This window comes from Paenibacillus sp. SEL1 (assembly GCF_054602535.1).
In genome coordinates, this window is sequence record NZ_CM137723.1 from 2,296,263 (window position 1) to 2,322,743 (window position 26,481).

A 26,481-nucleotide genomic window follows, 5' to 3' on the forward strand; every position below is an offset into this window, starting at 1 on the left:
ACAAAGGAGTTTTGGATTGTGTTATAAACTACGACTTCTTATAAATAGGTATATACCGAACTCAAAATGACACTCCATGTACATTATCGTTCGATTCGGGACCTCATCATGCCCAATCGCGCCGTAGCGTAAAGAGGTCTTTTAACGCGTCTGTAGACAGCTCAGTAATCCAGCCCTCGGTACTGGTTATGATCTGGTCGCTAAGCTGCTGCTTGCTTTCCAGCATTTCATCAATGCGTTCCTCCAGCGTGCCCAACGAGATAAATTTGTGCACCTGTACATCCTTCGTTTGTCCCATCCGGTAGGCTCGGTCTGTGGCCTGATTTTCAACAGCTGGATTCCACCAGCGATCAAAGTGAAAGACGTGGTTGGCGGCCGTCAGATTCAGACCCACCCCCCCGGCTTTGAGCGACAAAATAAACACGGACGGCTGCTCGGCAGGGGAGAGCGTGTGAGATTGGAATTGATCAATCATTCGGTCACGGGCCGTTTTGGATGTGCTGCCGTTCAGATAGAGCACGGGCTCTCGCAGCTCCTGAGCGAGTACCCGCTGGAGCATCTGCCCCATACCAATATACTGTGTAAAAATAAGGCAGCGCTCGCCCTCCTCCCGCAGTTCCTTGACCATAGCCAGAATGCGCTCCAGCTTGGATGAACGGCTAATGACCGCTTCAAGATCGGACTGACTATAACCGGAATCCGCAGCATTCGGGAGTGCCTCCTTGGTTAAGAGGGCAGGATGGTCACAAAGCTGCTTCAACTGGGTAAGGGCGGATAAAATGGCTCCTTTCCGTTCAATCCCTTCCAGCTTCTGCATCCGTTCCATCAACTCTTTGACAATCTGGTCATAGAGCGCGCCCTGCTCAGAGGTCAGATGAATGTACGTTTTCATCTCATTCTTGTCAGGCAAATCAAGCTGTATAGCTGGGTCCTTCTTCTTGCGTCGCAGCATGAAGGGCTGAACCAGCTTTTGCAAATCTAACGTGCGCTGCTCGTTATGTTCCTTCTCAATAGCATTAATGAAGCGATTGCTAAAGGCGCGTGAGCTGCCCAGATAACCTGGGTTGATAAAATCATAAATGGACCATAGCTCGGACAACCGATTTTCAATAGGTGTCCCGGTCAACGCGATCCGATGACGTGCAGGAAAGCTGCGCACGGCTGTGGATTGCTTGGTTTGCGCATTTTTAATGTTTTGCGCTTCATCCAGGCAGACTGAATCCCAGGTCATGCTTTGTAGCAGCTCTTGATCCAGGGTTGCCGTAGCGAAGGAGGTCAGGATGACATCGGCCTGCTCGACTTCTTCGCGGAACAAGTCTCCCTGCTCCCGCTTGCTTCCATAGTGCAGCATCACCTTCAGCGAAGGGGCGAAGCGGCTGAGTTCCTTCTGCCAGTTGCCCAGCACCGAAGTCGGGCAAATCAGCAGTGAGCTGGAACGGACGCCCGTCTCGGCGGCAATATTCTGTAGGTGCAGTAAATAAGTAATAAACTGCACCGTTTTACCGAGTCCCATGTCATCGGCCAGACAGGCACCCAGTCCAAAACGCCGTAAAAAGGCAAGCCATGCATACCCGTCCCGCTGATACGTTCGCAGCTCGGCTTGCAGCCCATCCGGCACGTCCAATGCAGGCCATTCCGACTGTCGTCCGAGCTGGCTGATCAGCTTCAGCAGATGGGCATTCAGCTCGACTTCCAGTCGGAAGCGTGCCGCATCTTCCGGCTGCTCGCCCGAGGCGTCGCCTTCAGGCTCGTCGGCGTTGCCGAGCAGGTGTAGCTGTAGGATGTCCTGAAAGGACAATCCCTGAGCACTGTCGATCCCGGCCATGGCCCGGCGGATCTGCGCCAGCAACGCGGGGTCGAGCGCGATCCATTGCCCGCGGAAGCGCACCAAGCGCTCGTTGCGAGCGACGAGCTCGGCGAATTCCGACTCGCTCAGATCGGCGTCGCCAATGGCAACACGCCAATCGAACTGGACAATCGAGTCCAGTCCGAACAGCGAGCTGCTCTTCGTGCGCTCTCCCGCCCCTTCGCCCGGGCGTACCTTGGCCCGCAGCTTCGGCTTCTTGCGGGTAGCTGCCTCCCACCAAGCCGGGAGCAGCACCTGCCAACCGCTTTCCAGCAGACGCTGGCTGTCGGTCGTCAGAAATTGCCACGCTGCTTCGTCGGAGAGCGGGTGATTCAGCACGTCATCGCGGCTTCCGGCACGCTGCCCGGCAGGCAAAATCGAGATCAAGCGTTCTAGCCACCCGGCTGAGCGCTCACGGACATGTGCTGTCCAGGCATCGGGCCATGAGCCGGATGCGTACCCATCATCGGCCAGCTGTACAGACACCAGCAACGCCGGGTCCTGCTTGTCCTGCAACACAAGCTTGAGCTGCCAGGACGGCTCGTCGTCCTCCAGCTCTGGCTCCAGCAGTTGCAGAAGCGGCCGAAATGGCGCGGTATCGGCTTTCCAGCCGATGGCGATGAGCCAGGCCCGCGCGTCTAGACCCGCCGCCGGGCGATTGGGAGCGAAGAGAATTGGATATTCTCTTCGCAAATCGGCGGCTTCCGCTTCAGTGCCGTACCAGCGCTGAAATACGGCAGCCGAGAACGCCGCTATCAGCCCATCCTGCTCGTCCTTCTCCAAGCTGTCTAGCAAAGCAAGCTCTGCCGGTTGGATGTTTTCCTGTGCTTCCGCATCCCACATCCATTGCAGCTTCCCTGCCTGGAATGCCGTGAAGCTGGGCACATATGCTTTCGCTTCAATACAGTGAGCAAGTAAAGGGATCAGCCGAAGCCACGGGGCATGGGCCTCGTCCCAGATCCATTCGATATGCTTTAGAAGCTCGCGCTCTGCCAGAAAAGGAATCACCTGCTCCGAAGGCAGCAGGATAATATCCGTGTCTTGAACATGTTGAATCTCCAGCTCGGTGCCATAAAACGAAGCCTCATGCCAAGCAAACAAACGCTGCTTCAGGATTTGGCCGGAAATGCTATAGTTCATGGAGGAATCGCCATAGATCAGCGCGTCTCCATAGGTAGTTAATTGGATATGCACGGTAATCGTTTCGGTATATTGACTCATGATAACAATTTCCCTTTCCGCAATTCCTCTTGTAGCGCCCGCAGGCGGCTATGACGGCTGGTGAAGGTCGTGAAGAACAGCTCCCAGCGTGATTCTTGCTTCATTTTCTTGTACAGCTTGAACAGTCGCTTTAACAGCTTGACTGCTGCTTTATAGCTGGCTCTGTTTTTTTCTAGCACATAACGTTCTACCGCTTGATGGTAAAAGGGGAGTAGTAACTCAGGCGCGTTCTTTTCAATGGGCTGTAACACGCTCACTCGAAAACTCAATGGTTCACTGCGTATGCTTAGCTGATAGTCGATCCATGACCGCCATTTTTCGTGGGCAAGCAGCGCCTCTTCATACATTCCTCCGGCAAATGGAAGCATACCCACCAGCGTGTCCCACATGTCCTGCTCCGCTTCTGGAAGGTGCTGCAAAACCACATCCCAATCATGCATATAATCCTGTAAATGGTCATCCCGATGACTGTGAAGCAGGGGACCGATATGCTGCAGTCCGTCCTTGAGACGTGCCCAATCCTCGGCTTTGCGCAACGCCTGTAAGAACAAAAGCAATTGGTTGGAAGAGATTTTTAGTGGAAAAGCTCGTTCTGCTTCCTGAAGAAGTACCCAAGCTTCATTATCCTGCGATTGGTAAATATGCATCCAGCTACGAGCCAGCATCCATGGAAGCCGTGCTAAAGTTGTGCCGAGATCCTCCTCAGCCACCTGTAAATGCTTTAATTCCTCCGTATATATGCTGGAGTCCTGTCTTTCGGGATGCACCCAGTTCAGCCAAAACTGATAATACGTGTCTGAAAAATAAGTACCGTTACGCGATTCTGTCAGCATTTTTCGGCGCAAATAGGCTAAGGTTTCTGCGATACGGGCTTCTTGCATCGGTTCATCGGTCAGCTCCAGCGGGCTTTCAAAATCACGCTCGATAGCTTCTTTAAGCTCATCGGCGGCGATTTGCGTGTAATACCCCATATAGGTATGAGAGGGATAGCCCGGCATGGGAGACTGAGGCATCAGCTTTTCCAGCACACGCAGATGAGCATGCAGTCCGTATAGCTGTTGCATGCCGGGTGAAAGCGGTGGCTTCACAGCATAGATCGAGGCTAAAGCGCTTTGGACATATTGGGAATTTTGTGTGTTCACACGGTTAAGGGCGATACACTGATCGAACAGATCATGCCACTCTGAAATGGGCATGTCTGGTATCTTGCTTGCTGTTTTACTGAGAGCGTTTCTTGTTGCTTCCTTGTGATCCGGTGAAAGATTCGACCGGGAAGGAGGTGTGGTACGCGTGTCAGCTTTTGCCGCCAATCGGGTGAATCCCGCCGAATGAGCGTTCACTAAAGCATGTACAGAACGTTCCTGTTCATTCGCGTAATTCAGTAGTACGGCGATCATATGCTTGCAGTTGGTGTGGACAGGGCATGTGCATCTGCTGGCAGCAAAAGCACTCAAGTGAAGATCCACCTCGTATAGCTCGCTTCCATCCACGACAGCTGCGATATGGTCGGCATCAGGCATTGCGAATTCTTTTACCTTTCCCTGCTTAAAATATTGAAAGCCTCGTTTGATCGTCACGTCATTAAAATGGTCAGCCACGTTTTGAATAAGCTGTTGCCACTGTATATCATCCATAAGATAGGTTGGTTTCATATGATTAGTCTCCTAAGAGAGAATAGTTGATCGGGTAGTAGTTTAACTCTTCCATTATATCAGTTCACGAATATAAATTGAGTGGAGGGAGAGTTGGAAAATTTCGAAGAAGATCCGCCGGGTAAAAGTGAAAGAACCTTACACTATAGCGTAAGGTGGGGTGAATCATCGGGAAGGGAGGCATTCTCATTCTTTCTCATCGGGAGTGCCTTTTCGATGCAAGAGCATAGATATAACCAGAAGCACGGAGGGTACTGCCGCGGCTATAATAATTCCAAAATAACCTGATATTTTATCAAAATTGCCTATCTCAATAAAGTTTTGAGGATACATGCTCAGGGAAAATATCAAAATTAACGGGAGAAAACAGATATATCTGTTCCACTTTTGGGTGAGTTGGCTGATTCCCGTTACAATATAGAAATAATAATTTGAGGCGGTCATGAAAATTTTGATCGTCCACAAAATGATAAATAATATTTCAAATCGTTCTAGGAATGCGCCAGGGAATTCAATTTGCTGTGCAAAAGAAACGACCGGCCATTGTAATCGGGAAACTTCTTCAACCGACATACAGCCCACGACCATCGTTACCATTAAGAGATACAAGCCCATTGCAACCGAGTAGCCGATCCACCCTGCTTTCCATGCATGTTTTGGTTTGGCCATTACATTAGTCAATATAAGGATGGATTCAAATCCCATTGTCGAGAAAGGTATAACCTTAAGGGATTCGAAGATCGGACGCCATCCTTTATGGAAAACAGGGCGCAGATTATCAAGATTAAAATGGTTGATATTAAGAATGATCAGCAATAAAAAAACAATAAAGGTTAAAGGGAAAAAAAGCTCGATCAATCGAACCATTGCATGGAGACCGCCCCAGGTCAGATACCCAATAAGCAGAAGAAACGGCAAGAGAATCATGCTTAATGGCGTTCTCTCCAACGCAAGGCCCTTGAGGAATTCCGCCATCATTCTGCATACAAGCGAGCAGATCAACGTGCAGTGCACAATAAATGCAATATTGATGAGCAGGCCGATGAATTTACCCACGATCACAGGATTGAGCTCATAGAACGTTTTTCCTGGAAATCTATGGCATAATTTAACGTGGATAAAAACGACACCTACCCCAAGCAGACTTGCCAGCAAAAGCCCCTGCCACACGTCGGGCGTTTGCGTCTTCTCCGCGATGGTTCTTGGCAAACTGACAATTCCCACAGCGTACACGGTCGAAATGACTGTAAGTAAGGCTTGAAGGGTGGAGATTTTCTCCTGTTTCATGGAAGGTATATTGGACATTACGCTCCCTCTCCTTTTGTATAAGCACCTGTCCGTTCGATCTGTACTTTAGCCTGAATGTCGATCGGTATTTGACTGAATGTATCTTGCCAATTTTCCTTTACCCGATCCCAGTAATCGGGATAGTTCACTTTTACTTTTGTGCCAAAACCGACTACATCTGCTCTCATTTCTTTCTGGAGCGTGTTTAACGATAGGGATACTGTTTGTCTGATTTCATCTTGCGCCGCTTCTTTAGCGGTTTGGATGAATGATTCCTTCAGGAAGTCTACAGAATTATCCGAGCTTTCGTTTAGTTTGATATCTGCTTTAATACGAACTGTGAATGAGAGATCCTGCCCGTTGAGGTGGGGGATAAGTTTTGTATGGACATCTTCGACTTCAAACACCATGGATTGTTCCGATTTTGGACCTTCAGTTCTAATAATTGAACCCTTCGTTTTTCCCAGCATCCAGTTGATCCCGATAACATCCTCTTCGTCTAGCCAATAAGTAAATTTCTTCGTTTTGCCGCTGACCAAAGCTGCGCCTGAGAAGTGGTTGCCTTCATTGGTTTCTAAGCATTGAATGACGAAGTTAGATCCTTGTGAAATATGTGTGGAAATTTCCCCTAATGTTATTCTATAGGGTATTTTAGAGTTGAAATTGCTATTTTTAGCCAATGCTTCAAGGTCAATGGAAGGTATCTCTTTATGTTTGCCGATCTTATTGAGCGCTTCTTTCGCACTGCCCTTAACGATCATAACAAGTGATTTTCGACTCGGTTTATAGGAGCGAGTAAACGTATCTAACAATTGGTCGATTCTTGTTTTTTGTATAGCTTGGTCACTAATCAAAATCAAGCGAATAAAACTATATAAAGGAGCACGGGATACCAGCTTGGCCTGTTCCCTTGAAGCAGATTGAATGGAACTTTTGTTAAAGGTTGTTACGTTGCTATACATATTTTTTCTGGATTTCTGCGCTATTAAATGCTGGTAGGTAAGCTCCAGCATTTCCTGCTCATCTGTATCAATGGCGACGCCTTGAATGATACTCAAGTTATCGATCTCTCTGCTGTCCCAACAACCAGTGAGGAGAGCACATGCGATCCAGACGGCGACGCATTTTTGCACCCGTAGGGTTCGACGAAACAGAAAGATGTAAGAGATCATGGGCTTACTTCCTTTTCCTGTTAGATTGTGTTTCATCCTGTGTCTTTAGCATCATAGGACGCTTTTTGAGGTATTTAAAAGGAGCCCGAATAAAAGTATCTTGTTGATCTCTTAGCCGAATTGGAGCTAAGGGTGACATGTAAGGAACTCCAAAGCTTTTGATCTGGACCATGTGTACGCCTAAGCAAATAAAGGCTAAAATCACGCCATACAGCCCATAAATCCCTGCAATCATCATAATGGGGAAACGAAGAAGCCGTATTCCAATACTCCCGCTGTACTGCGGGCTTGCAAAGGACGCAATGGCCGTAAGACCAACGACAATAATCAGAAAAGCACTTACGACCGCCGCCTCGACCGCTGCTTGTCCAATCACAAGACCGCCTACAATACCGATGACTTGTCCTATGCCTTTAGGTAGTCGCAGACTTGCCTCGCGTAATATTTCCAATGATAACTCCATGATTAGAGCTTCCACAAAAACGGGAAAAGGAATTCCCTCCCTTGAGGCAACGATAGAGATCACTAGCTCAGGCGGGATTAATCCAGGATGGAAAGAAATAAGTGCAACGTACAGCGAAGGCAGGAATGTTGCAATGAATAGAGCCATTAAACGAAGCATACGAAAAAATGTTCCTAAAGGGAAACGCTCGTAATAATCCTCTGGGGATTGAGCCAGCATCCAGAAGGTCATGGGAGCAATCAGGACAAAAGGAGTGCCATCAAGCATAATGACAACTCTTCCGGACATTAAAGCATTTATAGCTTTATCCGAGCGTTCAGAGGCTTGAATCTGTGGGAACGGAGACCATGAATGTTCCTCAATCCATTGCTCAATAATCCCGGTATCGGAAGCATCGTCCACATCAATCGTTTCGACTCTTCGTTTAACTTCCTGAACTAGCTCTGGATTTGCGATATCTGATATGTACAAGATCGCTAATTTCCGTGAAGATCTCCTTCCTATGGTCATTCTATCTATTTTGAAACTTAGATCTTTGATATGCCGCCTTACCATTGCCAAGTTGCTTTCCAAATCTTCAATAAAACCTTCTCTCGGCCCTCTAACCAGAGTTTCGGTGCTCGGTTCATCGACACTTCGCGAAGGAAACTGGCCCGTAGAAGCAAAAAAAACTTCATCGGTTCCTTCGATCAGCAGACAAGTATTTCCCGATAACACTTCAATTACACATGTCTCAAGGTCTGCCCCTTCTTTCGTACCGATCGTAAATGCCGTCTGCTGTATCAGTTCCTCCTTTATTTTCTCCAAATTAACTTGGGAGTGGTTTTCACGGATTCCAGTCAAAATGAGTGGCTTAACGATTTGTTCGTTAATTATGCCCGTATTCGCAATACCGGAGAGATAAACCATCACTACATGAATTCCCGTTTGTCCCACGTCCATTTTTTTGAAGACGACATCAGGAAGATGACCCAGGGTCTTTTTTAGATGGTCCAATTTCTCCTCGAGTGATCTCGCCATGACTTGTCCTCCTTCAAAAGCTTAAATCAACGATATACATGTAATATGTGTAAAATGGTAATATATATTCATGAAATGGTAATTTAGCGTGTTCGACGATGGAGGAGCTGAAGACGCGAGAGACAGAGGGAGTTTTTTGGAGTATATGTAAACAAAAACGAACACCAGTGGTGTCCGTCGTTGGTCATACATATGAGGCGAGAGTGCTCTATCCCTAAGATAACGCCATATAAACTACTCCGAGTGGAGGTCACTTTTTGAACTCGTAGAAATGTGCCTCCAACATGCTCAGAGAAAGCTCGGCAGTAGTGGCTACCACGATATCCGCACCTTGCATTTGCGAAGGTGTTCCTACACCGACCGCGAACATCCCGGCGCCTTTGATCGCCTGTATGCCAGCCTGTGCGTCCTCTATACCGATACAGTCGGCAGGCTGAACGCCCAGATTTGCGGCTCCGGTGAGGAAAATTTCCGGGTCAGGTTTGCCATGCCGAATGGCGGTAACATCCACCACACTGTCAAAATAGTACGCTAGCTCCAGTCGCTCCAGGATAAACGCTGCATTTTTGCTTGCAGAGGCCAGCGCGATGCCGATTCGGGCTTCACGAAGCTCTGTCAGAAGCGCTTTAATGCCTGGTAGAATGTCCGAGGGAGTTACAGCTGAGATGAGCCGCTGATACTCCGTATTTTTCCGTGTGGCCAGTTCTTGCTTGCCTTCTTCTGAAAACGTATCGGACAGGTTACCGCGCGCCAGTATTTTGTCGAGCGATTCCGTACGGCTGATTCCTTTTAACTGTTCATTAAATTCCCGATCAAAAGGGATGCTGAGCGCTGCCGCCAAGCTGCCCCATGCCTGAAAATGATATTCTGCGGTATCTGTAATGACTCCGTCCAGATCAAAAATGACTGCTTTCATTTGGTTTCCCCCCTGTCTGCCCGATTTATGAAACGCTGTTCGTCATTAACGACTGTCCACTGGTAATGTGCGTTGGCTCTCCATACAGCTCCAGCGTCAGCGGTTCTCCGTCCAACAGGGTAATGATCACTTCATTTTCCTGTACGAGAATACTTAACAAGCGACCGCGATAGTTGATTTTAAACGTATATTTGTTCCAGCCTTGAGGCAGGAAGGGGGAGAAGCTTAATGTTTCACGATACGTTCTCATCCCGGCAAATCCCTGTACAATCGCCAGCCAGCTTCCTGTCATGGAAGTGATATGAAGTCCGTCTTCGGTATCGTTATTGTAGTTATCCAGATCCAGACGGGCCGTCCGCTTATACATCTCGACTGCCTTTTCCTCCATTTTGAGTTCGGCAGCCAGTACGGCATGAATGGACGGGGACAGACTGGATTCATGAACAGTCATTGGCTCGTAAAATGCAAAATTGCGCGCTTTTTCTTCCAGCGTGAACTGGTCTCCAAAGAAATACAGCCCTTGCAGCACATCTGCCTGCTTAATGAAGCAGGAACGAAGGATTTTATCCCATGACCATTTCTGATTTAATGGAAGGTTGCTGGGATCAAGGGAGGATACAGGCTGCAAATCCTTATCCATAAAGGTATCGTGCTGTACGAAGACTTCCCGCTCCTCATCATAGGGATAATACATGTGAGTGATGATATCCTGCCAATGGGCAAGCTCATCAGCCGTAACCGCTAGATGCATTGATTTTTCTGCTGAAATTTGAGGTAAGACCGATAAGGTATATTTCAAAACCCATGCAGCCAGCGTGTTGGTATACCAGTTGTTATTGACGTTATTTTCGTATTCGTTCGGCCCGGTAACCCCGTGGATCATATACTGCTGCTGGCTTTTGGAAAAGTGAACCCGGTCGGCCCAGAAGCGGCTAATTTCGACCAGTACATCTATGCCGTACTGATGAAGGTAGGAGGAGTCCCCCGTATAGTTGGTGTAATTGTAAATGGCATACGCAATGGCCCCGTTACGGTGGATTTCCTCAAAGGTAATCTCCCATTCGTTATGGCACTCCACACCTGTAAAAGTGACCATAGGGTATAGTGCACCCCGTAGCCCTTGCTGGGCTGCGTTATGCTTGGCACCCTCTAGTTGTTGGTGACGGTACAACAGCAGATTTCGGGTTACATCCGGGTCTGCAAGCGCCAGGTACATAGGCACGGCATATGCTTCTGTATCCCAATAGGTGGCACCGCCATATTTTTCACCTGTAAAGCCCTTGGGACCAATGTTCAGACGGGCATCTTCGCCGTAGTACGTAGAGAACAGCTGAAAAATGTTAAAGCGTATTCCCTGCTGGGCCTCTGTATCTCCCTCGATTTCTACATCGGCTTTGTCCCAACGTCGGGCCCAAGCTGCGATATGCTCCTGCTTGAGCGAAGCATAGCCTTTGTTCACAGCTTCCACGGCAAGTCGTTCAGCTTGTGGAATTAACGCATCCTTTTCCATATCACGTGAGGTGGTAACCGCCACAATTTTTTGCAGCTGGATACTGTCGCCCGGAGCGACGCTGTATTGATAGTGGCGTGCAGCATACAAAAAGCTCTCTTCCGTCGTCTGCAGATCCTGTCCCTCGGTCACAATACCCATGGTAGCGTTTACGGTAAAACGCGGAATACCGAAGGGATTATCTATAGTTGTTGTGGACAGGCTGATGAATTGTTCTTGAACCTCTCGGGCCTCCTCCAACCAAAAAACCTCATCATAGTTCGTATCTTCATTCTTCGTATTGCCGTCCAAATAAGGGACAAGCTCTATAGTTAGAGGCTGCTCGCTTATATTCGTTGCTTGGTAATCAATCAGGCATAGCTCACGAGTGGTGATGCTCAGAAAACGCTCCGTAGTGATACGAACCTGATCGTTCACGATGCAGGTGCGTCGCAGGATACCCTGTTTCATATCCAACTCCTGCACAAAATCGCTGATGTGTGCCGTAAATAAGTCTACTTCCTCTTGGTTTACGATCAGACGGATGCCGATGAAGTTCATGGCATTGATGACCTTACCAAAATATTCAGGATAGCCGTTTTTCCACCAGCCGACCTTTGTTTTGTCGGGGAACCATACACCGGAGATATACGTTCCCTGATGATGATCACCTGAATAAGCTTCTTCAAAATTGCCGCGCATGCCCATATAACCGTTGCCTATGGACGTTATGCTTTCCTGTAATCGCATGTGTGTGCTATGTAGAGTGTGTGTTGTCAGCTTCCAGCTATCTACGTCAAATAATCGGTTGTAAACCATGATTGCGTACCCCTCTCGGAAAATGAGATCGTTGTTTTAACGAAACCAGTATATGAGCGAGTTCAGTATATAGTGCAACCGTTTGCCCTGTCAACGCAAAAAAAACTGATTTTATGGGTTTCCACAAAATCAGTTCTTGTTCATTCCGCTAAGAATCATAGTACTTGGCTGGATTTGCGCTCCACGATTCGGTGGGGAACAATGATGTGTTTGGTCAATTCCTTGGGGTCCTCGATTTTTTCAATCAGGCTTTTGGCTGCCTGATAACCTAGAGTGAAGATATCAATATCCACGGAAGTCAGAGGGGGATTCATCAGCTCAGCTAGCATTAGATTATTGAAGCTCACCATGGATAACTGCTCTGGCATGGACACGCCTAGCTGAGAAAGCATTTTCTGTACTGCCATGGCTACAAGGTCGTCGCTAACGATCATCGCGGTAGGCGGCGGGGTGGCTTGCAATAATGTGCGCATGTCCTCCAGATTAAATGGCTCCCTGACCACGTATTCCTTGGGTAAAGGCAAGCCCGCCTCTCGCAACGCATCCTGGTAGCCTCGGAGTCTTTCAATATTCACGATGTGTTCATGATCACCGCCAACATAAGCAATGTGCTGATGATTCAGCCCAGTCAAATAAGTGACCACATCCTTGGCAGCCTGGTAGTTATCGTTATCTACATGGGTAGTTTCACTGACAAATTGCTGAGGCTTACCGATTACGGTGTAAGGTATTTTTTCTTTATGAAGGTACTCCACAATGCTATCTTTTTGCTTGGAGTACAGAACAATATAGCCGTCAACACGCCCGGTCCGGGTCATCAGCTTCACGCGGGATAGCAATTCATCGCTCGTTTTTCCTGTGACAATGGACAGTGTATAGTTGTGCTCATTTACCCATTCGCTGATCCCACGAAGGCTTTCCGGAAAGAACGGATTTTGAAAGATTGCCACATCCGATTCAGGCATAATGATGCCAATTGACTGTGTGACACGGTTAGCCAGACTCTGAGCTGAATAGTTGGGTTCATAGCCAAGCGCCTTCATTTCTTTACGGACACGTGCCTTGGTCGCTTCGCTGATTTTGGGGCTGTCTTGAATGACACGGGATACGGTGGAAGTAGCAACATTAGCACGTTTTGCGACATCTTTGATGGTTACTGCCATCGTCTTCGTCTCCTTTTGCTATCTCAAGCAGGAAATATTATGTTCTATCATACGATATTGCTCGAAAATCAACAAATTCGCGGCTTTTTCGAGTATTTCTATGATCATTAGCCAAGATATTTACAATTAGGGTATTGCCAATAGAAAGCGATATCATTATAATAATTGTGCAACCGATTGCATAATGTTTATAGGGTACAAACAACGCTGTACATACTATAAGGGATGGGGATTGAAGGAGCATGAAAAAACTTCTATCATTTGATTTTTGGCAAAAGCTCGGGAAAGCACTGCTAGTGGTTGTTGCTGTTATGCCGGCAGCCGGGATTATGATTTCGCTTGGTAAAGTAGTGGCGATGTTGGCTGGTGATATCCATTTCTGGTTGACCGTCGGCGGGGTTATGGAGAATTTGGGTTGGGGTATTATCAATAATTTACACATACTGTTTGCCGTGGCGATTGGTGGTTCCTGGGCTAAGGAACGGGCGGGCGGAGCTTTTGCGGCCTTAATTGCCTTTATTCTCATTAATATTTCAACAGGAACGATTTTGGGTGTGTCCTCGAAAATGCTAACCCAGGAGGGTGCCACCACCCACACTCTTTTTGGTGCATCCATTCCGGTTAGTGGCTATTTTACCTCTGTCTTAGGGGCACCTGCACTTAATATGGGTGTGTTTGTCGGTATCATCTCCGGCTTTGTCGGAGCCGTGGTATTTAACAAGTACTACAATTACCGCAAGCTGCCAGACGCTTTAGCTTTTTTTAACGGCAAACGTTTTGTTCCTTTTGTCGTGATTTTATGGTCTGTCATCGTAAGTTTGATCATGTCTGCCATCTGGCCATTTGTTCAGGGGGGGATTAATCAGTTCGGTATTTGGTTAGCGACCTCAGGGGAGTCGGCTCCTTTTGTAGCGCCATTTGTCTATGGTACACTGGAAAGACTACTAATTCCTTTTGGACTTCACCATATGCTGACCGTTCCTATTAACTATACTCAACTTGGTGGCGTTTACACGACACTTACGGGTTCCGGGGCAGGAAGCGTCGTTGCCGGGCAAGACCCGCTGTGGCTGGCTTGGGCAAGTGACCTAAGTGCGCTTCGTGGTACTGATCCGACAGCCTACAATAGCTTGTTGGAAGGCGTGACGCCTGCCCGCTTCAAGGTAGGACAAATGATCGGTGGAGCAGGAATCCTTATGGGACTAGCGGTGGCCATGTATCGCCGTGTAGACAAAGATAAACGTGGCAAGTACAAGTCGATGATCTTTTCGGCAGCCGCAGCTGTCTTTTTAACAGGGGTAACGGAGCCACTGGAATTCATGTTTATGTTCGTGGCGCCTGTGCTGTATGTGGTTTATGCTATTCTTACCGGTATTGCGTTCGGAATGGCCGACATCATACATTTGCGTTTACATTCGTTTGGTATGATTGAACTGCTGACCCGAATGCCGTTGTCTATAAATGCGGGTTTGGTGCAGGATATTATTAACTTCGTGCTGACTTGTGTGGTGTTTGCGGTAGCAACCTACTTTATCGCGTATTTTATGATCGGTAAATTCAAAATGGCTACGCCGGGAAGACTGGGGAACTATACGGATGAGGAGCCTCAAGGGACTTCCGTGGCTGGGAATACGAAGACAGAGGGTGTGGCAGCTGTTTCCACTCAAAATCAACTGGCTACGGATATCATCAAGACGCTTGGGGGTGAGCAGAACATTGTCGAGGTGGACGCTTGCATGACCCGTCTGCGTGTGACGGTGAAGGATACGGATGCCGTTGGGGACGAAAAGACGTGGAAAGCGCTGGGTGCCTTGGGCTTGATAAAAGTAGACAATGGGGTGCAGGCAGTTTACGGACCGAAGGCCGATGTGCTTAAATCAGATATACAAGACATACTCAACAGGTGATTACTTTGAAGTTGTTAACCTTAAATGCACATGCTTGGATGGAAGAAAACCAGCATGATAAGCTAAAGCAGCTGGCTGCTTTTATTGATGAACAGCAGTTTGATGTCATTGCTTTGCAGGAAGTGAACCAGTCCATGGAAGAGACTCCTTTGTTGCCGGACGATTTGGGCGCTTATTATAGCGCAGATCCTGAAGTTGTCATTAAGCGTGATAACTATGCTTATGTGCTGAACGGGCTATTGTCCGATGCTTATCAGTGGACGTGGGCTCCCGCACATGTTGGTTTTGCCAAATACGACGAGGGTTTGGCGATTCTGTCCAAAACACCGATTACAGCTACGGTGAACGAATATGTTTCCTCGCTACAGGATTATGACAACTACCGCTCACGTAAAATTGTCGGCGTTCAAACTGTGGTGGACGGAGTGCAGGCCTGGTTTGTAAGTGGACATTATAACTGGTGGAATGATGAAGAATCCTTCCGTGGACTATGGGATCGTACAACAAAAGTGCTAAATTCTTTTGCTCCGACTCCTGTGTTTATGATGGGTGATTTCAACAACGCGGCTGAAGTACGCGGAGAAGGATATGACTATGTACTGCAATCCGGCTGGTCGGACACCTATCCGAATGCAGCAGTACGTGATGAAGGCCACACAGTGATTAAAGCTATTGCTGGTTGGGAAAGTAATGCGGAGCCGCTCCGTATTGACTTTATCTTCTCCAATAAGGCTGCACAGGTTCAATCCTCAACCGTTGTACTGAACGGGAAAACTGGACCAGTTGTATCGGATCATTTTGGGGTTGCAGTTGAGTTGGAGCTGTGATGAAAAGAAAGGAGGCCGCTTGCTTATGCAAATGGCCTTTTTCTTATAGATTTCGACTTAAAATGAATAACATATTGGATAACTATAGCGATCAACACCAAAATCAAATTGTAGTAAAAGGGAGTGTTGATGCTAAACCGTTCCATGAGTGCACCTGCGATGATCGGAGACACAATGGCCCCCAATTCGGACAAAGATACGACGTTGCCGATAAATGAGCTTCTATTCTCCTCAGGAATAACATCCCCTAGTTGCGAGTAAAAGGAATCCAGATAGCTGGCTCCTCCTATACCTCCGATGAACATCCCTAAGTATACGATCCACGGTTCTGTGAACCAAAGAAATAAGATGATTTCCACCATGATCAACAATAGACCGATGATACAAAGCATCAAGCGATCCTTAAGTAGATCAGATAGTTTGCCAATAAAGGGGGCTGATATGAAGGTCGATATGCCGATAATGGTAAAAGCTAAGCTAATTTCTGCGGGGCTCCAATGGAGTTTGTAGGTTGCATATACAGAGAAGTACGTTAAAAATATAGCGAATGCACTCATTTCAAGGAAATGAACGGTGGAATAGAGCAGTAGCTGTTTCGTTAGCATGGTTTTTCTTTTCGACTCATGAAGGGGAGCGTGCTGTTGCTGAGGTTTGGAAGAGAGACTGGGGAAGGTCATTCTGGAGACGGCAACGAAGGATATACATGAGAAAATAGCAACGAAATAAAACGGAATGGATAAAGAAAAATAAGAAACAATAGCTCCACTCATAAGGGGCCCTAAAATCATACCGGCACCTTCACTGCTGCTGATATATCCATTGAGCGTGCCTCGATTCTCTGCGGTGCTCATATGGTTGATCGTGACTCTTACAAAGACGGTTAGACCTATAGCTACCAAGCCTTGGAGGAGTCTCAGTATGGATAGAATGATGAAGCTTGTTGCAATCGGAAACAGGAGCATACATGCGATTTCAGCAATAAGTAAGCTCAACCCCAAGCGTTTTGCGCCAATCTTTTCATAAATTCGTCCTGCCAAGCCTCCACCAAGAAATCTACCTACATAAAATAGAGAAAATAAAATGCTCATGCCGAGTACGGATATCCCGAATTGCTCTACATAAATAGCAAAGAGTGGAAGGATCATACTTCCACTCATGTTAGCAATAAGGCTGATCACAATCATACAGGCAATATTACGATTTAAATATAAGTGTCTCACCATAACCTCGAAACCTCTCTTTGGTCTTGCATCATGGGAACCGTTATTCGGATTGCACCTGATTACGGGTAAACGGCTTCAGGTCGAGTTAGCGGGTTCCCATATAGGGTACGCAAGCGAGTTCCTCGCGGTGCCTAAATCCCATTGCAATGATGGAGGTATGGAGCAGCGGATGGGGGAAAGCTTGATTAGAGCGTGGTGTTGCCTTTAGGCTGGAAAGCCGCCTCCTGGTGGTGGCCAAGCTCCATAAATCCGGCGTAGCAGCACGATTTCACCCAAATGATATGAATTGTGGGAAGCGATATTCCGCAGTAGTCCTGCTTTCGTTTCACCTGGAAAATGAGCTAGTGAATCATCCAGTTGCGCGGTTTCGGCAATCTGCACAGCCTGATCTACGCCCTGTAAAAATTCGTTAATGACAGCCTGCCATGCCTCTTCGCTTTGCGGTACAGTCTCTTCGGGCCAGCTTTCCATGACATTGCCCGGAAGCTGGGGCTTCCGTCCTTCCAAATGCTCCAGCATGAACTGCTGCCAGTAAATCATATGCTTCAGCAGTTGATAAATGCTGTAAGGCATTTCTGCATTTTTCTTCCCTGCCAGCTCGACGTCGATGTCTGGTAAAGCCCGAGCTACTCGAATATGTCCACGTTCCCCGACCAGTGATTTAACCAGTGCTTGACCGAATAATTGGTTTGCATCCGACATGTATCATCATCCCTTCTATGGAGAACTTGTTTCTAACTTATTCTCATTTTACGATTATACAATTATATTTTTCAAAATGAAAATACCCACGTAGTAAGAAGAGAAACAGAAATAATTTTTAAAAACAATTGATAATCATTCTCAATTATAATAAAATAATATTGTTTCAAAGGAAACAAAGTATCGATAATAGATATATTTTGTATATATACGGAAATGTTAAAGGGGAGATTTCCGTATGCATATATTGTTTTCTATGAAACAAAAATGGGCTATAATGAAAGGAGGAGTATGCCAAAGGAGTGACCATTTTTTCGTATGGAGAAAGCGACATCAGTTCAGCATGTTTATGATTTGCTCATTAAGATGAATCACCAGCTGGAGCAGCATCAGCAGAGAGAGAGCATGACTATTCTCGAAGAAATACACGAGCATTTTGATGGAATTGCTTCACTCAATCTGACGGATGTGCACGTCATTGACTGTATTGGGAGGCATGAGCCGATTAATGTTACGACATTAGCGGATCGAATTGAGCTGAGCAAGGGTACAGTTTCGAAAGTCAGCACCAAGCTGCTCAAGGAAGGCTGGATTCGCAGAACCCAGCTTAACGACAACAAGAAAGAAATTTATTTTCGGTTAACCCCTTTGGGGAAAAGACTCTTTCTTGTGCATGAACGACTGCATGTTAAGGTACAGCAGCAGTTATTTCAATTTTTAAATCGTTATAGCTCGGAAGATCTGAATGTCTTGAAACGTCTGCTGTCCGATGGTGTAGATCTCTTGGAAGCTATGGAGTGGCAGGGCAAGAGTCTGGACTAAAGGGATATCGAATCATCAACGATGGGCACCTGTTAATCTCCAAGTAATAGATACATGGGGATATGCAGGTGCTTTTCTTTTAATGTCAGCATTTTGCATAATTCGATTCCCAACGCTCGAGGGTACAATATATAGACGGACTAACCCGTTCCGATCTATATATTGCTGATTTGTAAATACTCTTGGGATTTATGCAAAATGCTTAGTGTAATAGCCGTTTTGCTTCCATATAAAGCACCTGTACGAACTTTTTCGTATTAATGCGGGCTTGGGACAGTGAAGGCTCCACATTGTTTTGCAGCTCCAGCATTTTTTTGCGGATTTCTGTAAAATCAAAAAATTTGGATGCATAATTTTCAAATTTAGGATGGGTATAGTCAGTCAATCCGAGCGATACTATATGGCTTAGCGTCTGGAAAATAGCACGGCGGACACGTTGCTCCGATGCTTTGATTTCCTTACTCAGCTCTACTGCTGAGGCTGAAGCCCCTAACCGTTTGGACGCTACATTAGCAAATATATCCTTCAACGGCGGGAACAGATAGGGAGATAGATTGCCTGTTTCCTCCTCATACTGGTCCAGAAATTCCAGCATGTCCAGTAAATCCATACTCCCGGCTTCGCCGATCATCCCCATTTCGGAGAGCAGAAACTGCCCGGAAGTTACGATGTTTCGGGTCGGTTCAATTGTTGCCGTTGGGTTATTCGTTGTGAACATCGACAACCCTTGAAGCGTGCGCTGAATATCCGTAATCGACTGCTGCATGCGCAGACGCTCAGCCACCTTATGAATAACTGCAATAATCTCCAGTCGATTCAAAGGCTTGGCCACATAATATTCAATACCGAGCGAGTATGCCTCGCCGATCATGTTTTTGGATTCGATGCGAGAAATCATAATGATTTTGCCGCTGAATTGATCGCCGAGTGCACGCACGGTCTGAATGCCGTCACGAAGCGGCATCAGCAAGTCAATCAGCAATACATCAATCCGGTTCAGCTCCAGGAGGCCGCTATTCACGTAGGTACCATCCTCTGCTTCCCCGATGACTTCTCCTAGACCTTCGTCTTCAATAATGTCTGCCAGCATAGAACGAATTCCCTGATCGTCATCCACAATATAAAAACGCATCCGGGCTATCTTCCTTTCTCCGTCAGTTTCCGTAAAGGCAATGTAATTCTAAAAGTGGTCTGTAATCTATCTGTATTCTCTTCTTCATCCTGTTGCAGTTCAATCATTCCTTCAAGGCTCTCCGCGACCTCACGCACATAAAACAATCCCATGCCGGTCGACGGCTGTCCTTCCTCATCATACTTGGTCGTATACCCTGGTGTGAAGACCATTTCCCGTTTCCGTTGAGGAATACCCGGACCGTTGTCGGTAACACTAAAGGAAGCTATATCCTCTTTTCCCGCTAGAAAGCGAATGGAAACGTCAATCCTTCCGTTGTCCTTCATTGCTTCAACCGCATTGGCTGTCAGGTTATTAATAAGTGTCAAAACGGTATAAACATGCAGCTTGGGTAACAATGGATCGACATCTAGGGTAAAACGAATAGACTTGTCCAGCGATTGCGCGTATTTGCTGTTCGTTCGGATGATTAGCTCCCCAAGCTCTTGAGAAGCCATGTAATGCACTCCGCTTTCGGCATCAATCAGCTTGGACAAACCAGCAAAAATCCGCTGGCTGTCTTTTTTGATCTCGTGAACCTGTCCGGAAATACGAAGTGCCTGTCTGGCGTAATGGTCTCTGTCCTTCAGAGACTCATCCTGCTGCAGCTCACGGTACAGCTCGTAGCTTTCACGAGTGATTTGTTCTGCATGTGACAGCGTTTTGCCTAACTGGACCGACTCCTCATACAAGTCCGATACAAGGAGTAAAATTCGTTCCGTTTGCTGCCTTTGTGCCTCTTCATGCTGGACCGATTGATTTAACCGAATCATATTATAAAACCCAAGTACGAAGAAGCTACGGATCATAGCCATGAAAGCTACTTTGCTGATCTTAATGATGTCCCAGAAATCGCCGTCAATGCTCCACCGGACGCTAAGTTCCGACACACTTGCGGCAACCTCAATCCCTACAGAGAGGATGCCCACGCGGAGTGCGCGGTAAGGCTCAGCATTAATGTTAAGAACCTGGAAGAGCAGACCGTAGACCATGTAATAAAAAAAGGTAGGGCCGTGCAGTGTCAGCAACTCTTCAAAGGGAAGGCCGGGCTGAGTGTAATGATTGAGTAAGATGCGAAAGGCGACTACCGCTATCCCTGCAAGCACTCCCGATAATGCAGGCGGAATATGACGAATAGATAACAGAAAGAAAAAAAATACAGGCGTACCAAAGCTGAGACGGAATGTATTAGCGAACGGGTGAATATTCAGCTCACCTGCGAGCGGTACAAATACAAGCATGAGCAGGAAAAGGAGCGTATTCAACTTCATCCATATTCACCTCCTGGGTATTCAGTCAGAAAGGCAATGTGAGCTAAATTCACAGGCTCGCCGTTAAAGTTTGTGAATTTATAGAAAAAAATAAATGCAGCTGTAGATAATTGTCGTTTTTTATAGATCAGATTGTAGTATAAATAACATCATTTGAATATTAAGAACAGCATACTGCAAAAATATACAAATCAGCCAGGGGGGACGCGAAGTGAAAAAGATTAATTTGACGATGCAAATCTTTATCGGTCTGGCTTTAGGTATTATTATTGGTGCCTTATTTTACGGCAATTCAGGGGTGGAAGTCTACTTAAAGCCAATCGGTGATATTTTCATCCGCTTGATCAAGATGATTGTCGTGCCTATTGTGATCTCAACGCTCATTATCGGCGTAGCCGGCGTCGGAGATATGAAGAAACTGGGTAAACTCGGCGGAAAGTCGATCCTTTACTTTGAGATTGTAACGACAATCGCCATCCTTTTCGGACTGCTTGTTGCCAACTTGGTTCGACCAGGTGACGGCGTGGACATGTCCCACCTGGCCAAGAGTGATATCCATTCCTATGTGGAGACTGCAGAGAAGTCAGGCCATAGCTTTATAGATACGATTGTGCATATTGTTCCTACCAATGTTATTCACGCCCTGGGCGAGGGAGATATGCTGGCTATTATATTCTTCTCCGTACTGTTTGGATTAGGGGTAGCGGCGATTGGTGACAAAGGCAAGCCTGTGCTGAATTTCTTTGAAGGCGTAGCCGACGCCATGTTCTGGGTAACCAATCAGGTCATGCGCCTGGCTCCGTTCGGTGTATTTGCCCTGATTGGAACGACAGTAGCCAAGTTTGGATTGGCCTCGTTATGGCCTTTATTGAAGCTTGTTTTGTCGGTGTACGGCTCCATGATACTGTTCATTGTGATTGTTTTTGGAATTATCGCCAAGCTTTGCGGTACCCGTCTCTGGACCATGGTTAAAATATTGAAAAGTGAGCTGTTGCTTGCATATTCGACGGCCAGTTCGGAAAGTGTTTTGCCTAAGATCATGGAGAAGATGGAGAAGTTCGGATGTCCTAAAGGAATTACGTCCTTTGTCATTCCGATTGGGTATTCTTTTAATCTGGACGGTTCCACCCTGTATCAGGCACTGGCTGCGATTTTCATTGCCCAAATGTATGGCATTGACCTGCCAATCACGACACAAATCACGCTGGTGCTAGTTTTGATTATTTCATCTAAAGGTATTGCAGGGGTGCCAGGTGCTTCCTTTGTCGTTTTGCTCGCTACACTTGGAGCAGTGAACCTCCCGCTGGAGGGGTTGGCTTTTATTGCTGGTATTGATCGCATTCTGGATATGGCGCGTACGGTAGTCAATGTATTAGGCAACTCGCTTGCCGCTGTGGTCATGTCCAAATGGGAAGGCCAATATGATAAAGAAAAGGGCGAGGAATACGTTGCTTCAATTAAATAAATGCAACGAACTGAATAGTTGCCAGAAAGAGCACTTTTGCGAAGTAATGCGAAGGTGTTCTTTTCATTTCCAGACTTATTAAGATATTTCCTTTTTCGACATTTTTCGATGTTTTTTGTATGGATATATAGGTATATGGACATAAAAATGATTCTTATTACCTATGCAATTTTAGATTTATTTATAATGATTATTAATAAAATTCCGATATTAAACTATATCGTTTTATATATTGGCTTAGAAGGGAAGAGCATATATGTTTCTTAAAAAAAATGAGACCCACTCACTTGCTCCTTTAGTAGAAGAAAGCCGCAAACTTTCACAAAGAATACAGCAGAAGGATTATTCTGCCGCAATACAAGTTTCATCCCAATCTTCCGAGGTTCAAGAAATCGCAAACAATGTAAACCAAGCGCTTGAGTCCATGAAAAATGATGCTCAACATGTTGACATCCGTCTGAAGCTTGTTACCAAGGCTATAGAGATTGGCTTATGGGACATGGAGGTGGTTGCGGGTGATCCCGTCAATCCAAGTAATACGTTCACATGGTCAGAAGAATTTCGTGCTATGCTGGGGTATCAGAGCGAAAAGGACTTCCCCAATGTATTAAACAGCTGGGCATCCCGGCTGCACCCCGAAGATCATGACAGAGCATTGACCGAATTGTCGGATCATTTGCTGGATTTTACGGGCAAGACGCCTTATGACGTACAGTATCGTTTGAAGCTGAAGCATGGAGAATACCGCTGGTTCCGGGCTACCGGAACGACGATCCGCGATCAGCAGGGAGTGCCGCTTCGGATTGCGGGCGCTCTATTGGATGTGCACGACCAGAAGATTAAGTCTGAAGAGTTGGAGGCCATGGTTACAAGATACGATCTCATTAACCTTGTGCTGGTAGAGGCTCCTTACGATGTAAACATTATTGGAGGAAATATAGAAAATCCGGATAATACATTTTGGTGGTCACCGCAATTCCGCGCAACGCTAGGCTTTAAGGACGAGCAAGATTTCCCAAGCAAGCTTAGCAGTTGGGCTTCAATCCTGTATCCTGAGGATGCCCAAATGGCGATTAAGATTTTGAATGATCATTTAAATGATTATACGGGACGCACACCGTACGAAATGGAATGCCGTTTAGTGCGTAAGAATGGCGAGCATCGGTGGTATTATTGCAGTGGAAAAAGCATACGCGATAGCAAGGGAGTGCCTATTCGTATTGCGGGTACCATTCGTGATATCACTGTCGAAAAGGAAAAGCAGGCTGTCGCGGATGAGCTGACGCTCAAGATCCAGCATCTCTCCGATTCCATTACGGAAATGGTGAACGGCGTTAACTCGGTTAGTAACCAGGCGCAGGAGCTGGCTACGGCTCAGGAGCAATCGACAGAGGCAGCGAATCAAGCCAAAGTCAGTGCAGAAGAGACCCAAAACATTTCCAACTTCATTAAAGAGATTGCGAATCAAACAAATCTGCTGGGTCTGAATGCCGCCATTGAGGCATCGCGTGCGGGCGAGCAGGGGCGGGGGTTTGCGGTAGTTGCAGATGAAGTGAGAAAACTCGCCATACACAGTGCTGATGCGACCGGAAATATCGAGACTAGTCTGGACGAAATGAAGACACTCATCGAGCGGATTTTGCACAATATCGGTAATATGTCTACGCTGACACAAACACAAGCCGCGCTAACGCAACAAGTGAATGCATCTACAGACGAGATCAATAGCATGTCCAAAGCTTTGTTGGATTTTGCAAGAACGATGTAAGGCTTCATGTAGAAATGAGGCCGGGCCTTAGGCTCGGTCTCTTTACTGTTTTTGGAAGATGAACTATACTTTTCGAGGATAGATCTAAAAATCGCCTCATAGTAACTTTATGTGGAAAAGAGGAATATACTTGAGCTTACTTAGTTCAATACTGGTCGGAATTGTAGCTCTGGAGCATGTGTACATTCTAATATTGGAAATGTTTCTGTGGACGACTCCGCGGGCGATGCGTACGTTCGGCACCTCGAAGGAGCTGGCGGAAGCAAGCAAATCCTTGGCTGCAAATCAGGGGCTGTACAACGGCTTTTTGGCAGCCGGATTGGTCTGGGGCTTGTTCTATCCGGATACTGTATTCGGGCGGCAAATCCAATTATTCTTTGTCATTTGTGTGGTAGTGGCTGCGTTGTATGGTGCATTAACTGCCAATAAGTCTATTTTATTAAAGCAAGGCCTGCCTGCCATCTTGGCACTAATCAGTTTGTGGATACTCTGAAGACACCCTTAACGGGTGTCTTTTTCCTAGATTCGATCACATAATGTCTGGAATGCTAATGACAAGGGGAATAAACAGTTTTTGACCGATTGTAAATCCGACTATTCCGATTTATAATAAATTTATTACATACTAAGAGGACACGGGGGCTAGAGCGATGCGTCGTAATTTGACTGGTGTATTGGTATTTATTGTATTGATGTTGATTGTAAGTGCATGCTCCGGCGGGAATTCTGGATCTACGTCTAAGACGAATGGGAATACACCCGGTACAGCTACCACAACAGCTGATAACGGACAGCCTAAAGATGGCGGCAGCCTGATCATTGGCGTACAAGCTGATCCGGTGGTGCTGAATCCGAATTATGCGGGTGATCGGGTAAGTCTGACGATAGATCAGGCGATATTCGCACCATTATTTCAAGTAAACAATGGCAAAAAGACATTTTATTTGGCAGACAGTCTGACTCCTTCAGCAGACAAGCTGACTTATACACTAAAACTGAAAAAAAATCTGACTTGGCATGATGGCGAGAAGCTGACAGCTGACGATGTTGTTTTCACCATTAACAAAATTTTGGATGAGAAGCAGCACAGCTTTTTGAGAAGTAATTTTATGGTTAATGGCAAACCGGTTCAGGCGAGCAAGGTTGATGATACAACGGTGGATTTCAAGCTTCCTCAGCCAGCTCCTGCTTTTGAGGCAGCACTGGTACAGGTATCCCCGATTCCGAAGCACATTTTCGAGAATGAAGCGGATATTGAGAAGAGCACAAAAAACAACGCTCCGATTGGATCTGGTCCTTTCAAATTTAAAGAGTACAAAACCGGTGAGTACGTTACACTCGAACGGTTCGATAACTATGTTGGCGGAAAGCCGCATCTGGATTCAGTAACATACCGGATTGTTAAAGATTCAAATGCTGCGAATTTGGCCCTTCAAAATGGTGAGATCAATGTAAACTATCTCGATCCGCAAAATGTGGAGACCATTAAAGCAACAGATAAGTTTGACATTTTCCCTTACAGCGAAGGTCGCTTGGCTTATCTGATGTTTAATGAAAACAGCGATACGAAGCAGTTGAACAAAAAAGAAGTACGGCAGGCGCTTTCTTATGCATTGAATCAGGATGAATTGATTCAGGTATCCTATGGCTTCAAGGATTATGCAGATACTGCGAAATCTGCTCTGACACAGGACGTACTGTATCACACGAACGACGTTGCATTTTTCAATAATGATGTGAACAAAGCAAAAGAACTGCTGAAATCGGCTGGAGCTGAAGGACTGAAGCTGCGCATTATCATTCCGGGCGGCAACAAGGTACAAGAAGCACAAGCGCTCTATATCCAGCAGAAGTTAAAGGACATAGGCGTTCAGCTGGACGTGAACAGCATGGATTCCTCGGCATGGTCGCAAAAATTCGTCGATACGAATGCCAAGGATTTCGATCTGGCGATCAGCGGCTATATCATGGGATATGACCCTGACGCATATCGTATTTTGTATAGCACCGGATCATCCTCCAACTATTCACATTATTCAAATAAAGAAGTAGATAAGCTGCTGGAAGAGGGCGCGGGTGAGTCGGATACGACTAAACGTGGAGCAATTTATAAAAAGGTACAAGAGCTGCTGGCTGAGGATGCTGTCATCTACCCGATTGCTTACACCAAGACTATTGTAGCTTTCGACAAGCAGTATGGTGGTATTGATCAGGCTGTGTTAAAGCCGGTCGTGATTTTCGAGGATTTGTCCAAAATTTATCACAAATAAGACAGGG

19 protein-coding genes are annotated in these 26,481 nt (G+C 46.4%); 7 read left to right on the forward strand and 12 right to left on the reverse strand.

Going from position 1 to position 26,481, the window contains the following annotated elements; all coding sequences use genetic code 11:
- Positions 1-106: 106 nt before the first annotated feature.
- The 8 genes from ACYCSE_RS10510 to ACYCSE_RS10545 all read right to left on the reverse strand — a co-directional run bounded on the left by ACYCSE_RS10510 (position 107) and on the right by ACYCSE_RS10545 (position 13,048).
- Positions 107-3,067 (reverse strand): DEAD/DEAH box helicase, encoded by a 2,961-nt coding sequence (locus ACYCSE_RS10510; protein WP_459702200.1) that lies wholly within the window; start codon positions 3,065-3,067, stop codon positions 107-109.
- Positions 3,064-4,719 carry an SWIM zinc finger family protein gene (locus tag ACYCSE_RS10515; protein ID WP_459702201.1) on the reverse strand — a complete coding sequence of 552 codons (1,656 nt, stop codon included), beginning with the start codon at positions 4,717-4,719 and terminating at the stop codon, positions 3,064-3,066. The genes ACYCSE_RS10510 and ACYCSE_RS10515 overlap by 4 nt, the downstream gene beginning before the upstream one ends.
- A 186-nt stretch (positions 4,720-4,905) precedes the next feature.
- Positions 4,906-6,006 (reverse strand): GerAB/ArcD/ProY family transporter, encoded by a 1,101-nt coding sequence (locus tag ACYCSE_RS10520; protein ID WP_459702202.1) that lies wholly within the window; start codon positions 6,004-6,006, stop codon positions 4,906-4,908.
- 17 nt (positions 6,007-6,023) lie between these two features.
- Positions 6,024-7,214, reverse strand: coding sequence for a Ger(x)C family spore germination protein (locus ACYCSE_RS10525; protein WP_459702203.1), 1,191 nt, complete (start codon positions 7,212-7,214; stop codon positions 6,024-6,026).
- A complete protein-coding gene (locus ACYCSE_RS10530) occupies positions 7,183-8,661 on the reverse strand; it encodes a spore germination protein (RefSeq protein ID WP_459702204.1) in 1,479 nt (492 codons plus the stop codon). Before ACYCSE_RS10530 ends, ACYCSE_RS10525 begins: the two co-directional genes overlap by 32 nt.
- Positions 8,662-8,911: 250 nt before the next feature.
- Positions 8,912-9,577, reverse strand: coding sequence for a beta-phosphoglucomutase (pgmB, locus tag ACYCSE_RS10535; RefSeq protein ID WP_025722091.1), 666 nt, complete (start codon positions 9,575-9,577; stop codon positions 8,912-8,914).
- A 25-nt stretch (positions 9,578-9,602) separates the two neighbouring features.
- Complete coding sequence (locus ACYCSE_RS10540) at positions 9,603-11,885, reverse strand: glycoside hydrolase family 65 protein (protein WP_061831904.1); 2,283 nt, start codon at positions 11,883-11,885, stop codon at positions 9,603-9,605.
- Between the two features lie 155 nt (positions 11,886-12,040).
- The gene (locus ACYCSE_RS10545; protein WP_061831905.1) at positions 12,041-13,048 is read right to left on the reverse strand and encodes a LacI family DNA-binding transcriptional regulator; all 1,008 of its coding nucleotides are present in this window, start codon (positions 13,046-13,048) and stop codon (positions 12,041-12,043) included.
- A 242-nt stretch (positions 13,049-13,290) separates the two neighbouring features.
- Between ACYCSE_RS10545 and ACYCSE_RS10550 the strand changes: the two genes are divergently transcribed.
- Both ACYCSE_RS10550 and ACYCSE_RS10555 read left to right on the forward strand, forming a co-directional pair.
- A complete protein-coding gene (locus tag ACYCSE_RS10550) occupies positions 13,291-14,955 on the forward strand; it encodes a PTS transporter subunit IIBC (RefSeq protein WP_452565983.1) in 1,665 nt (554 codons plus the stop codon).
- A gap of 5 nt (positions 14,956-14,960) precedes the next feature.
- Entirely contained in the window at positions 14,961-15,782 is an 822-nt protein-coding gene (locus ACYCSE_RS10555) for an endonuclease/exonuclease/phosphatase family protein (RefSeq protein ID WP_452565984.1), read from the forward strand.
- A gap of 23 nt (positions 15,783-15,805) precedes the next feature.
- Here the strand turns inward: ACYCSE_RS10555 and ACYCSE_RS10560 are convergent, their stop codons facing one another.
- Positions 15,806-17,005 carry an MFS transporter gene (locus ACYCSE_RS10560; RefSeq protein WP_452565985.1) on the reverse strand — a complete coding sequence of 400 codons (1,200 nt, stop codon included), beginning with the start codon at positions 17,003-17,005 and terminating at the stop codon, positions 15,806-15,808.
- Between the two features lie 204 nt (positions 17,006-17,209).
- Entirely contained in the window at positions 17,210-17,707 is a 498-nt protein-coding gene (locus tag ACYCSE_RS10565) for a DinB family protein (RefSeq protein ID WP_459702205.1), read from the reverse strand.
- A 318-nt stretch (positions 17,708-18,025) separates the two neighbouring features.
- On the opposite strand from ACYCSE_RS10565, the gene ACYCSE_RS10570 reads away from it, so the two are divergent.
- Positions 18,026-18,529, forward strand: a complete 504-nt coding sequence (locus tag ACYCSE_RS10570; protein WP_165179584.1) for a MarR family transcriptional regulator — start codon at positions 18,026-18,028, stop codon at positions 18,527-18,529.
- A gap of 202 nt (positions 18,530-18,731) precedes the next feature.
- Here the strand turns inward: ACYCSE_RS10570 and ACYCSE_RS10575 are convergent, their stop codons facing one another.
- Together ACYCSE_RS10575 and ACYCSE_RS10580 are read right to left on the reverse strand one after the other, a co-directional pair.
- Positions 18,732-19,661, reverse strand: a complete 930-nt coding sequence (locus tag ACYCSE_RS10575; RefSeq protein WP_061831911.1) for a response regulator — start codon at positions 19,659-19,661, stop codon at positions 18,732-18,734.
- Positions 19,662-19,666: 5 nt separating this feature from the next.
- The gene (locus tag ACYCSE_RS10580) at positions 19,667-20,971 is read right to left on the reverse strand and encodes a sensor histidine kinase (RefSeq protein ID WP_459702206.1); all 1,305 of its coding nucleotides are present in this window, start codon (positions 20,969-20,971) and stop codon (positions 19,667-19,669) included.
- A 211-nt stretch (positions 20,972-21,182) separates the two neighbouring features.
- Between ACYCSE_RS10580 and ACYCSE_RS10585 the strand changes: the two genes are divergently transcribed.
- The 4 genes from ACYCSE_RS10585 (at position 21,183) to ACYCSE_RS10600 (ending at position 26,474) form a co-directional block, all read left to right on the forward strand.
- Complete coding sequence (locus ACYCSE_RS10585) at positions 21,183-22,436, forward strand: cation:dicarboxylate symporter family transporter (RefSeq protein ID WP_061831913.1); 1,254 nt, start codon at positions 21,183-21,185, stop codon at positions 22,434-22,436.
- Positions 22,437-22,692: 256 nt separating this feature from the next.
- Complete coding sequence (locus ACYCSE_RS10590; RefSeq protein WP_459702207.1) at positions 22,693-24,204, forward strand: methyl-accepting chemotaxis protein; 1,512 nt, start codon at positions 22,693-22,695, stop codon at positions 24,202-24,204.
- A 130-nt stretch (positions 24,205-24,334) separates the two neighbouring features.
- Entirely contained in the window at positions 24,335-24,697 is a 363-nt protein-coding gene (locus ACYCSE_RS10595) for a DUF1304 domain-containing protein (protein ID WP_061831915.1), read from the forward strand.
- 157 nt (positions 24,698-24,854) lie between these two features.
- Complete coding sequence (locus ACYCSE_RS10600) at positions 24,855-26,474, forward strand: ABC transporter substrate-binding protein (protein ID WP_459702208.1); 1,620 nt, start codon at positions 24,855-24,857, stop codon at positions 26,472-26,474.
- The last annotated feature ends 7 nt before the right edge of the window (positions 26,475-26,481 follow it).